13 protein-coding genes are annotated in these 10,739 nt (G+C 46.9%); 9 read left to right on the top strand and 4 right to left on the bottom strand.

Annotation, left to right across the window (positions count from 1 at the left end; translation table 11 throughout):
• The first annotated feature begins 124 nt into the window (after positions 1 to 124).
• The 8 genes from V7051_RS12220 (at position 125) to V7051_RS12185 (ending at position 3,681) form a co-directional block, all read left to right on the top strand.
• On the top strand, positions 125 to 496 hold the full coding sequence (locus V7051_RS12220; RefSeq protein ID WP_333875246.1) for a transposase: 372 nt from the start codon (positions 125 to 127) through the stop codon (positions 494 to 496).
• A 129-nt stretch (positions 497 to 625) separates the two neighbouring features.
• Positions 626 to 901, top strand: coding sequence for an addiction module protein (locus V7051_RS12215; RefSeq protein WP_334181146.1), 276 nt, complete (start codon positions 626 to 628; stop codon positions 899 to 901).
• Positions 886 to 1,182, top strand: a complete 297-nt coding sequence (locus V7051_RS12210) for a type II toxin-antitoxin system RelE/ParE family toxin (protein WP_333875244.1) — start codon at positions 886 to 888, stop codon at positions 1,180 to 1,182. Before V7051_RS12215 ends, V7051_RS12210 begins: the two co-directional genes overlap by 16 nt.
• A gap of 199 nt (positions 1,183 to 1,381) precedes the next feature.
• Complete coding sequence (locus V7051_RS12205; RefSeq protein WP_333875243.1) at positions 1,382 to 1,582, top strand: hypothetical protein; 201 nt, start codon at positions 1,382 to 1,384, stop codon at positions 1,580 to 1,582.
• Positions 1,579 to 1,839, top strand: a complete 261-nt coding sequence (locus V7051_RS12200; RefSeq protein ID WP_333875242.1) for a ParE family toxin-like protein — start codon at positions 1,579 to 1,581, stop codon at positions 1,837 to 1,839. The genes V7051_RS12205 and V7051_RS12200 overlap by 4 nt, the downstream gene beginning before the upstream one ends.
• Before the next feature lie 218 nt (positions 1,840 to 2,057).
• The gene (locus V7051_RS12195) at positions 2,058 to 2,339 is read left to right on the top strand and encodes a ribbon-helix-helix domain-containing protein (RefSeq protein WP_333875241.1); all 282 of its coding nucleotides are present in this window, start codon (positions 2,058 to 2,060) and stop codon (positions 2,337 to 2,339) included.
• Positions 2,333 to 2,644, top strand: a complete 312-nt coding sequence (locus V7051_RS12190) for a type II toxin-antitoxin system RelE/ParE family toxin (protein ID WP_334181145.1) — start codon at positions 2,333 to 2,335, stop codon at positions 2,642 to 2,644. Before V7051_RS12195 ends, V7051_RS12190 begins: the two co-directional genes overlap by 7 nt.
• 464 nt (positions 2,645 to 3,108) lie before the next feature.
• Positions 3,109 to 3,681: a CAP domain-containing protein gene (locus V7051_RS12185; RefSeq protein WP_333875239.1), complete on the top strand. Its 573-nt coding sequence runs from the start codon at positions 3,109 to 3,111 to the stop codon at positions 3,679 to 3,681.
• Positions 3,682 to 3,812: 131 nt separating this feature from the next.
• Here V7051_RS12185 and V7051_RS12180 read toward each other — a convergent pair whose 3' ends face one another.
• The 4 genes from V7051_RS12180 to V7051_RS12165 all read right to left on the bottom strand — a co-directional run bounded on the left by V7051_RS12180 (position 3,813) and on the right by V7051_RS12165 (position 7,654).
• The gene (locus tag V7051_RS12180; RefSeq protein ID WP_333875238.1) at positions 3,813 to 4,199 is read right to left on the bottom strand and encodes a hypothetical protein; all 387 of its coding nucleotides are present in this window, start codon (positions 4,197 to 4,199) and stop codon (positions 3,813 to 3,815) included.
• Between the two features lie 482 nt (positions 4,200 to 4,681).
• Positions 4,682 to 5,356: a PAQR family membrane homeostasis protein TrhA gene (trhA, locus tag V7051_RS12175; RefSeq protein ID WP_333875237.1), complete on the bottom strand. Its 675-nt coding sequence runs from the start codon at positions 5,354 to 5,356 to the stop codon at positions 4,682 to 4,684.
• 120 nt (positions 5,357 to 5,476) lie between these two features.
• Positions 5,477 to 6,697, bottom strand: coding sequence for an aminotransferase class I/II-fold pyridoxal phosphate-dependent enzyme (locus V7051_RS12170; RefSeq protein ID WP_333875236.1), 1,221 nt, complete (start codon positions 6,695 to 6,697; stop codon positions 5,477 to 5,479).
• A 12-nt stretch (positions 6,698 to 6,709) separates the two neighbouring features.
• The gene (locus tag V7051_RS12165; protein ID WP_333875235.1) at positions 6,710 to 7,654 is read right to left on the bottom strand and encodes an NAD-dependent epimerase/dehydratase family protein; all 945 of its coding nucleotides are present in this window, start codon (positions 7,652 to 7,654) and stop codon (positions 6,710 to 6,712) included.
• A gap of 648 nt (positions 7,655 to 8,302) precedes the next feature.
• Between V7051_RS12165 and ppsA the strand changes: the two genes are divergently transcribed.
• Entirely contained in the window at positions 8,303 to 10,738 is a 2,436-nt protein-coding gene (gene ppsA / locus V7051_RS12160) for a phosphoenolpyruvate synthase (protein ID WP_333875234.1), read from the top strand.
• The last annotated feature ends 1 nt before the right edge of the window (position 10,739 follow it).

Here is a 10,739-nt window from a genome sequence, read left to right as displayed (position 1 = left end):
CTAAGGATCGATCATTCCGGGCATTTAACATAGGTGGGGAAAGCGGACGCTTACTTTCCAGCTATACGGTTATGTCATCCTTGAAAATCACCTGCATCTTATACCCAAAGGGCATAAGTTTCGTTTGAGCAGACAAGCTGCTCAACTCAGCTTTATCGCCGCTTCGGAAGATTTAAGCCATGATATGCAGCGATTTAAATCTTATACCGCAAGGCAAATCATCGCGCATCTGGAGCAATGCCGCTCGGTTAAGTTGTTGGAACAGCCGGTATTTTTCAAGCGTGCTCATAAACAAGAAACTACGTATCAGGTTTGGGAAGAAGGCAATCATCCGCAAATCATCGAATCCGAGGCGGTTATGCATCAGAAGTTGGATTACATTCATCAAAATCCGGTGAAACGCGGCTATGTCGATCAAGCTGAGCATTGGCGCTATTCCAGTGCGCGTAATTATGCCGGACAAGTCGGGTTAATTGAGGTGATAAGGGCGTGGTGAGTTACTCGGGAAGCTGGAGTTTCCGAGACTGGGTTCCCAAGCTGGAGCTTGGGAACCAGTGAAAGCAACCCGGTAGGGCATCGGCCCAACATTGCACTTAACTGGAGTAAAGATATAATGCAGTAACGTTTGTTTCCGATTGCTTGTTTTGAAGAAGGACATACCCTCAATATGAACAATATCAATATTCCCGCCATTCTTGAGCTTCCAGTACAGGAGCGCATTCGTCTCGTTGAGCTCATCTGGGACAGCGTTGCAGCAGTTTCTGAAGCCGTGGAAATTTCGCCTGCGCTAAAGGCCGAGCTCGAAGTCCGCATGAAGGAGTTCGACGCAAATCCGGAAGCAGGTTATTCCTGGGATCAAGTTAAATCACGCCTTCAAGGTGGCTCATGGCGTTCCGCCTAAAATTTTCTTCGCGAGCATTGCGTGAAATTGGTGAAGCTCAAGAGTGGTACGAATTGCAGAACCCCGGTCTCGGTGAAGAATTTATTGCGGCAATGGAGTTACAGATAAAACGGTTAGAGCAAGCGCCTCTGCTTTATGCCGAGGTAATCACCGGTGTTCGCAGAGCTTTCCTTCCACGATTCCCTTACGGTTTGTTTTATGCGGTGCGGGGTGATCTTGTACATATTTTGGCGGTGTTGAATGATGCCCGCAACCCGAGTCGTTGGCCCAAAAACAGCTAATTCTATATTCAAAAAACAAGCCAAGGGGCGCACCCGCCCTTATCGATATCCAACCTTACTGGAAATCTTGATACGGAAATGGATTGTTCGTTTGAATGCTTTAGAATAACGCGGTAAGGTAAGGAACAAAACGCACCGTTAGTGTTTCTCGATTGATGCGGTCTTGTAATATTTTAACGAAAACATTTTGGAGTGATTTATGGCTTCTATCCAAGCTATTGAACAGGCGGTCCAGCAGTTACCTGCACACGAGCTGGCTGAATTTCGCCGGTGGTTTGCTCAGTTTGATGAAGCTGTCTGGGACGCACAGATTGAAGCAGATGCTGATGCAGGAAAGCTTGATGCCCTAGCTGCTGAAGCTCTGGCTGAATATCACAATGGCACGGCGCGTGAGCTTTGAGGCATTTTACCTCTTCAAAGTTCTGGCAATATTTCGATGCTTTGCCGACTAATATTCAGCAGCAAGCGCGTGACAGCTATGAGCTGCTCAAACAAAATCCGAATCATCCCTCGTTACAATTCAAACCCGTTAAAAATGGAGCCTTTCGTAGCGTTCGCGTTAGCCTGGGTTATCGCGCACTTGGAGTTCCTGTTGATCAAGGTGTGCAGTGGTTTTGGATTGGCAGTCATGCAGAGTACGATAAATTACTTGGTTAACACAAAAAAACCAAGAGGAATGGGGTTTGCAACCCCGTCCCTAACATTTCTGGGATGTTTGAGCTAAGCGTCCGGCTTTAGAAATCAATGGGGTCAGGTTAAATTGATTTCGATTTGCGCTGAATGGCGCGGCCATTTAAGACTTGGTTGATTTGTTCATTGCATCGGAGTTATCTGTGGAGTAGGATTTCATTTCAATGATTCAATCGAGATTCGTCATGAGCACAACCAGACAACTTAGCATCACGCTACCAAGCGATATCGCGGATATTGTGAAGGCCAAAGTCGAAGCTGGCGAGTATGCGAGCGAAAGCGAAATGATCCGGGATGGATTGTGCGCCCTAATAGCTCATGACTGCGCCGTGGAAAGCTGGCTCAATGATCAAGTGGGATCAGCCTATGATGCGCTAAAGGCTGATCCGTCAAGAGCCGTCTCAGTCGGTCAAGTGCGGGCAAGGCTAGCAGCTGAACACGAAATAGCCAAAACAAAAGCTTGTTGAAGTACACCGTCATTTTCACACCAGAAGCTGAAGAACAGCTTGCAGCACTCTATCGCTACATCGCCGCCGAAGCATCACCCAATATTGCAGAACGTTATACCAGCGCAATTATCTCGTATTGCGAAGGGTTGAGTACTTTTCCTCATCGGGGTGTCTGCCGTGGTGACATACGGCAAGGTCTGCGTGTAACCAACTACAAAGGACGAACCGTAATTGCTTACGACGTGAGCGCCAATCTGGTATCAATCATTGGCGTGTTCTACGGGGGACAAGATTACGAGAACCTCTTTCAGTCTGATCTCTAAGCCGACCTGCCGGACTTGTGATGATCAGATGTCCCAGCAGGTGACGCCAGTCCACAACCACAACGAGGGCATTATTATGCAAGCGGTAAACAAGAAGCTCTGGACACTATCGACCGGCTCCCGGAAGACGCCAACATGGAAGAGATCATGTACCGGCTCTATGTGCTGGAAAACATCCGACGCGGACAACAGGACGCCGCTCAAGGCAAAACCCAATCCGCTGGAAATGTGCTCAGAGATATTCAAGTATGGTGAAATGGACGGATCATGCATTGGTGCAGCTTCCCCATTTCATGATTATAAAAAGGTTCCTACAAAAAGGCTCCAGGTCTTGCATTGTACCTTCCTTAAACAATAAACTTAATTATGCGCAAGGAAAGACCGACACTTTCTTGCTTTTTTTCCGAATACCGAATGCCTCGCGACGGTTTCTTTATTTACACCACTATTCCTGTATCAAAATTATGAAACGAATTTTATCCATGCTCATTTTTTGCCTCGGCCTTTCTCATTATCCGGTAGCCGCCGATACGGGTGCGCCGCCGCAGATAACTCCTGCTGAAATTGAACGCCAAATTCATCAACAGATAAACCGGGTGCGGCAAAGCCACGGGTTGTCCCAATTGGATAGGGATGAGCTACTCGCCGCGATCGCCCGCAAACATAGCAGCGATATGGCGAGCTATCATTTTTTCAGCCACACGAATTTGCAGGAGGAAGATCCCGTTGAACGGGCTAAAAGTCTGGGATGGAACAAGAAAAAGCAACACGATCCTCAAACCTGGGCAATCGGACCGGGTGAAAATATATTTATGAATAATCTTTACGACAAAGTCGTTACGATTAAAGAAAACGGTATCGCGGTAAAAAAAGAATATCTCTGGAAAACGCAGGAAGAAATCGTGCAATCAACCGTGCAAGGCTGGATGGATAGCCCGCCGCATCGAAGAAATATTCTGTCGCCGAACTACGACCTACAAGGCATTGGGGTCGCTATTTCGGGGCACGAAGTTTATGTCACGGAGGATATGTTTTAACTTTATCGCTGGGCGCTTTAACGCGGTAAGCAGGAGGGATTTGTACGGGAGGTTTTGCGTTGAATCCTCATGACGAACATCTATGCATTGTGGCGAAGGGATAATCCATCGCCACCTCAAATTCCTAAAGACTACTTTTTAACAAAGTAATAATAGCCGCCGAATTTTCCTTTTAAGGTCATGCTCTTTTCGTCTTTTTCCACTAAAGAAAATACGTCGAATCTGCTATTACCCACCAGAGCAACTTTTAATTTACCGTCTTCTATTTCGTAATTTACCGGCGGTTGATCGTAGAATTTTCCGTCGCGCGGAATATGCAAGATCGTTACTTTGCCGTCTTTAAATACCCAGGTATCTTCTCTTGGGATGGCATCTTTATCGGTTAAAGAGTTTTTAGTGGATTGCAACTTCCAGGTGCCCTCTACTTCTTCTTTGGATTGCAGGGTAATATCGGCATAAACAGCACTGGTGAATGCCGATAAAACCAATAATATTGCCGCTAGATTTATTCTTTTCATATTCACTTTCCTATTTTAATTTAAATAACCCTAAAAAATCGGCTGGTGTTGTACGAGTATCTATAAGATAGGAAGTTCAATTTCTTCGATCAATAAGCACTATTACCTATATCAGGTGAATCCGCTATTGAGCCGAATGCCTTATTACCAAAGTTCCAAGTATTTTTAATGCCAAATGATTTTTTGAGGATAAGGGACAGGCTTACGCACTGTGAAGAACTAAAGCTTTTATATCGCGTATCAAACGATCCCATCACTTTTGGACGCGCCAAGCGTGAAAGCGCTGTTCGATACTTTCGTATCCAAGTCAAGTATGCGCCGTAAACGCCCGAACCAACAGCGGTTTATTATGTATTGCTGGAAAATGCGGTTTTTTAATGATCGTTATGCAGCCGATTCATAGCTTATAACTCTTCCGTCGTTCCGGCATGACTTTATGGAAGCCAGATGACTTGTGTAGCTTCGTTTAGCTGATAATCTCGTTATTGAGTAGTCGGAACCTGATCCAATACCTTGACAATAAACCACCATTGAAAACCTATGCCCAAAAGCACGGCTATATGCAAAATTTCATGAGGGCCGATTATGCCGGGAAGTATTGTCAATTTTTGCTGGTATTCAATAATTGCCCCTACCGTATAGAAAATCCCGCCGAGTACCAGCGGCCGGATAAAAGCAAAGCCGTATCTTCGCCAAAGATGAAATCCCATTAACAGCCCCATCCAGCCGAGGCCCAAATAGAAAGACAAACCCAGCCATTCCGGTATTGTGGTAAAAAAAATTGTTTTTACGATAAGGCCGCTAATGGCCAGAACCCAAACAATAGCGAGAAACCCCCATCGTAAAAAACCGGTAAAAAGAATGCAGTGTATTGGCGTGAAGGTGCCGGCAATGACGAGAAAAATGGCGGCATGGTCGAGCCGTTGAAAAACCGTATGTGCGGTACCTGTCGTCGTCAACAGATGGTAAATACCGCTGACCAGTAATAAAAAAATACAGGAACCGGAAAATATAGCCAATGAGACGACGCGAATGCTCGACCCTTTTCCTTGTTGAAGTATAAAGATGGCCTGATAAGTAAAGAATATTGCGCCTAAAAAGTGAGTTATTGAACTCAAGGGATGAGTAAAACCCAGTACGGGATAAATAGCTGACATAGTAAAAAAATACCTCCAACTTTATCTTGTAACCATTCGAGAAATCATATTCTCAAACATGATAATTTTGCAAGATCATGATTTAGCTGGCGCATTCGGGTAAATCAACAGGTGTAAGTATTACTTGAACTCAGCCAGTTTAGCCAATAAGTAGTCTAAATCTTTTTCGGTATGTTCAGCCGATACCTGTAACCTGATTTCCTGCTCACCTTGAGGGACAACCGGGTAATTCAGGCCGGTAGCCAGAATATTATTCGCCAATAAATGCGCTACCAACGCGGTTGTTTTTTCTGTATTCCTGGTCAGGATGGGCACGATAGGATGTTCGCCTTGTAGCGTTTCAAAGCCCAGTTTCTCAAGACCTGCCCTAAGACGGACGCTAAATACCCGCAGCTTTTCCAGCAGACGCAGGCCTTCATCACAAGTAACAATGTCTAAAGCGGCATTGGCCGCGGCCGCTTCGGCAGGCGTAACCGGATTTGAATAAATATAAGACGGCGAGGTTTCCCTCAAATAATCAATCACTGTCGAACTGGAAACGACATAGCCGCCATTAACGCCAAAGGCTTTACCGAGTGTGGCAATTAAAATATCCGCTTTACCTTGCGTATATTCTTCTGTGCCTCGGCCGGTCTGCCCGAAAGCGCCAACGCCGTGAGAGTCGTCAACAATGCTGATAATTCCTTGTTCATACGCATCTTCATGCCGTTTACAGCAGACGTTTAATTGATCGAGATCGGCGTAGTCGCCGCGCATGCTGAAAATCCCGTCAGTAACCACACAAACGCGCTTGACCCGGCCTTTGTAAGCTTCAAGAATCTTGTCCAGCGCGTCAATGTTTGCGTGTGGGTAAATTTCTTTGCTCGCGGGTTGGGATAATCGAATCGCATTGATAATGCAGTTATGATTCAGTGCATCGCTGACGACTAAGGTGTCGGTGGAAATAAACTGGGGCAATACCCCCGTCATCGTCGTATAAGCGGAACTGAACAGCATAGCCGATTCACGGCCATGAAATTTGGCCAGTTTTTGTTCCAGTTCAACATGCGGCCGGTAAGTGCCGCTGATAAAACGAACCGCTCCGGGGCCGGTGCCGAATTTTTCAGCGGCTTCAGCCTCGGCTTTAATAACCTGCGGATGCGTAGAAAGTCCCAAGTAGGAATTTGAATTCATACGTAAGAAAGCGCTATTGCCGTATCCTTCAAGAAAATACCGGGGGCCGAAACTATCAACGGCGGCTTTGATGCCGGTAATGACTTTTTCATTACCTTTGCAGAGACCCTGTTGTTGCAATTGGGTTAATTTGTCGGTTAACAACGGTTCCAGTTTTTTCAGTGACATAAACGCCTCCGTTTATTGAGTTGAACGCAGATTCTCCAGCATATCTTTGACCATTGCCTGCAAATCGAATTGGGCCTGCCACCCCCATTCGACTTTGGCGGCGCTATCGTTCATATGCTTCGGCCAGGAGTCGGCAATCGCCTGCCGCAAAGGATCGACGTTGTAAGCGATAGTGAATTCAGGAATATGTTTTTGTATTTCCGCCGCCAGCTGCTGTGGGGTAAAACTCATGGCCGTCACATTAAATGCGTTTCTGTGTTTTAGCTGCTGACTGTCCGCTGTCATCAAGTTGATAGCGGCATCGATAGCGTCAGGCATGTACATCATATCCAGTTGCGTATCGGCCCGAAGGAAACAATCGTAATGTCGCGACTTTATTGCCGCATAAAAAATATCCACCGCATAATCGGTCGTGCCTCCGCCGGGCGGGGTTTTACTGGAAATCAGTCCCGGATACCTTAAGCCGCGGGCATCGACGCCAAAGCGATGATAATAATAATCGCAAAGCAGTTCTCCTGAAACTTTGCTAATGCCGTACAGGGTTGTTGGCCGCTGAATAGTATCCTGCGGCGTATCCATTGACGGGGTTTCCGTGCCAAAAGCGGCTATCGAGCTGGGAAAGAACAACGCACAGTGATGTACTCTGGAAATCTCCAGGACATTGATTAAGCCGTTCATATTGACGTCCCAAGCTTGTTGCGGTTTTTGTTCCGCAACCGAGGAAAGCAATGCGGCGAGATGAAAGATGGTATCGATGTCGTTAGTTTCTACGATTTGATTGAGTGCCGATACATCGCGCACATCCAGGTAGTAATAAGGACCCGGTTGCGTCAGCTTGTTCAAAACAGGCTTTTTATCGGCAGCAATCACATTTTGAGGGCCATATTTGTTGCGCAAGGCTATTGTTAACTCCGAGCCGACTTGCCCGTTCGCACCGGTTACCAGTATTTTTTTCATCTGCGCATTCGCTGTTTTCTATGAGTGGATTGTTAATATCAAGGCAAAACGTGGTCAACTAGCCGAGCCCGACCTTTTCAAGGTCTCAACCATGTTTTGATCTTAGAGGTAACCGTTAACCAACGCAAAAGTTTTCGTACAGGCGATATACTTAAATTGTCTGTGTTAAAAACAGTTTGTCCGGTTTCGGTAAAGTGGATGGATAGAGCTTGGAATTAGAGAGGATAATACAGCGTAAACCTACAGGGCTAAAAAAAGGGAGCCTAATAGACGATTAAGCTCCCCTTACCCAATGAAGGTAAGTAAGAGCGCAGATCGATATGCTATCAATGCCCGGAAAAAATGATAATGCGACATGTTGTCACATATAATCAGTATGGTTTTTAGAGAAATTCTTTCACGTTGTGTGGATTTTACGGCTCCGTTCTTTATGTTTTGAGATGTCTGATAGCCTGCTGAGTGCAGAGGCTCAGCCGTTAAATTCAGATTAAGAGAAGGTAAGTAAGCGCGCAAATTGATATGCTATCAGCACAAAGGCAAAATGATTTGGTATGGTTATGTTTTAACCGGCTGAATGACATGGATAAAGGTTGATAACCTGTCAATCACCAGATCCCGAATAATTGATAATTGGTTTAAGGAGCTACGATGGCCGAGCAAGCAAACTATATTCGTTGGTTTAATGAATTAACGATTGACGACATACCGCTCGTCGGCGGCAAGAATGCCTCGTTAGGTGAAATGTATCAGGAGTTAACGTCGCAGGGCATTCAAATTCCCAACGGTTTTGCGGTGACTGCCGAAGCTTACCGTTATGTACTGGATCAGGAGAACGGTTGGGAGGAACTTCATCAGGTATTGGATGATTTGAATCCGGACGATGTCGCCGATCTTGCCAAGCGTGCGCTTAAAGCCAGGGAAATCATTTACGCCGCGCCTTTCCCCAAAGACCTTGAGCAGCAAATTATCGAAGCTTTCAGTCAATTAAAAGCACAGTATGGCGATGATTTAAGCGTTGCGGTACGCAGTTCCGCCACTGCCGAAGATTTGCCGACCGCCAGTTTTGCCGGACAACAGGATACTTACCTGAATATACGCGGCGATCAGGCCTTGCTGGACGCTTGTAAACGCTGTTTTGCCAGCCTGTTCACCGACCGCGCGATACATTACCGCGTCGATCAGGGTTTCGACCATTTCAAACTGGCTTTATCGATAGGCATCATGAAAATGGTGCGTTCTGACCTGGATGCCAGCGGCGTGATGTTTTCGCTGGATACCGAATCGGGATTCAAGGATGTGGTGTTCATTACCGGCGCGTACGGACTGGGAGAAAATGTCGTGCAAGGCGCGGTAGACCCCGACGAGTTTTATGTGCACAAACCCACTTTTGAGCAAGGCCATCGGGCGGTATTAAGACGCGTCCTCGGTGCAAAGAAAATAAAAATGGTTTATAGCGAAGGGCGCACCCGTGAACCTACCCGTAATATTGTAACTTCCGAAGAAGAACGTAACCGCTTTTGCATTGACGATGCCGATGCGCTAACCCTAGCCGATTACGCGATAAAAATAGAAAAACATTACAGCGCCAAAGCCGGGCAGTCCAAACCGATGGATATTGAATGGGCGAAAGACGGCCTTGACGGCACACTGTATATCGTTCAGGCGCGCCCGGAAACGGTGGTGTCCCAATTGCACGGCATGGTTTTGGAGCAATACAGTCTTAAAGGCAAAGCCGAACCTATTGTCACCGGGCATGCTGTGGGCAGTAAGATTGCGACCGGCAATGCACGGATTATCGATAATGTCGAACAGCTGAACAGTTTTAATCCCGGTGACGTATTGGTAGCCGATATGACGACGCCGGACTGGGAGCCGGTCATGAAAATAGCTTCGGCAATAGTCACTAACCGTGGCGGCCGCACCTGTCATGCAGCCATTATTTCGCGTGAATTGGGTGTTCCTGCCGTCGTCGGTTGCGATAATGCCACGACGATGATTAAACACAATAGCCCTGTTACCGTATCGTGCGCCGAGGGCGATGTCGGCAAAGTCTATTCCGGCATGCTCGATTTCAAGATTATCAGCACCGATTTATCGAATCTGCAACGTCCGCAAACCAAGATCATGCTCAATATCGGCAATCCCGAACTGGCTTTTAAAACCAGCTTTCTGCCCAATGACGGAGTGGGATTGGCGCGGATGGAGTTTATCATTACCGAATACATCAAGGCGCATCCCATGGCACTGATACACCCCGAACGAGTGCAGGATGCCAACGAGCGGGAACAGCTGGACCAATTGACGCGCAATTATGCCAGCGGCGAAGATTACTTTATCCAGAAACTATCCGAGGGTGTGGCAACCATTGCTGCCGCGTTTTATCCCAAACCGGTAGTTGTGCGGATGTCGGATTTTAAAACCAACGAGTACGCCACTTTGCTTGGCGGGAGTTGGTTTGAATTTGATGAAGCTAATCCAATGATCGGTTTTCGCGGCGCGTCGCGTTACATACATCCCGCTTATGCGGAAGGTTTTGCATTGGAATGTAAGGCCATGAAACGGGTGCGCGAAGAGATGGGCTTAACCAATGTTATTTTGATGATTCCTTTTTGCCGCCGCGTGGAAGAAGCCCGGCGTGTGCTCGACTATATGGCGCAGTTTGGTTTGAAGCGCGGCGAGCAAGGACTGGAAGTTTATGTGATGTGTGAGATTCCGAATAACGTTATTCAAATCGATGCTTTTTCCGAACATTTCGACGGCTTTTCTATCGGTTCCAATGACTTGACCCAGCTTACCTTGGGTGTGGATCGTGACTCGGCTATCCTCGCTGAGGATTTTGACGAGCGTGATCCCGGCGTTAAAGAAATGATTCGTCTTGCCGTTGATGGTGCACGGAGTAACGGCAGGCATTGCGGGCTTTGTGGGCAGGCGCCGTCGGATTACCCCGAGATGGCGGAATTCCTGGTAGAAATCGGTATTGATTCGATGAGTTTGAATCCCGATACCGTGTTACAGACTACGCAACTGGTGCTGGAAACCGAACGGCGTTTGGGGAGGCAGCTCCGTTCTAGGGATATCAAATAAA

It is taken from the genome of Methylobacter sp., from assembly GCF_036845245.1.
Lineage (GTDB): Bacteria > Pseudomonadota > Gammaproteobacteria > Methylococcales > Methylomonadaceae > Methylobacter_A.
This window is presented reverse-complemented; position numbering and strand designations above follow the sequence as displayed.

Excerpts from the sequence above, each read along its gene's own strand:
- V7051_RS12185 (WP_333875239.1), top strand. The coding sequence starts at position 3,109 with ATGAAACGAATTTTATCCATGCTCATTTTTTGCCTCGGCCTTTCTCAT.
- V7051_RS12180 (WP_333875238.1), bottom strand. The coding sequence starts at position 4,199 with ATGAAAAGAATAAATCTAGCGGCAATATTATTGGTTTTATCGGCATTC.
- V7051_RS12195 (WP_333875241.1), top strand. The coding sequence starts at position 2,058 with ATGAGCACAACCAGACAACTTAGCATCACGCTACCAAGCGATATCGCG.
- trhA (WP_333875237.1), bottom strand. The coding sequence starts at position 5,356 with ATGTCAGCTATTTATCCCGTACTGGGTTTTACTCATCCCTTGAGTTCA.
- V7051_RS12205 (WP_333875243.1), top strand. The coding sequence starts at position 1,382 with ATGGCTTCTATCCAAGCTATTGAACAGGCGGTCCAGCAGTTACCTGCA.
- V7051_RS12210 (WP_333875244.1), top strand. The coding sequence starts at position 886 with ATGGCGTTCCGCCTAAAATTTTCTTCGCGAGCATTGCGTGAAATTGGT.
- ppsA (WP_333875234.1), top strand. The coding sequence starts at position 8,303 with ATGGCCGAGCAAGCAAACTATATTCGTTGGTTTAATGAATTAACGATT.
- V7051_RS12170 (WP_333875236.1), bottom strand. The coding sequence starts at position 6,697 with ATGTCACTGAAAAAACTGGAACCGTTGTTAACCGACAAATTAACCCAA.
- V7051_RS12165 (WP_333875235.1), bottom strand. The coding sequence starts at position 7,654 with ATGAAAAAAATACTGGTAACCGGTGCGAACGGGCAAGTCGGCTCGGAG.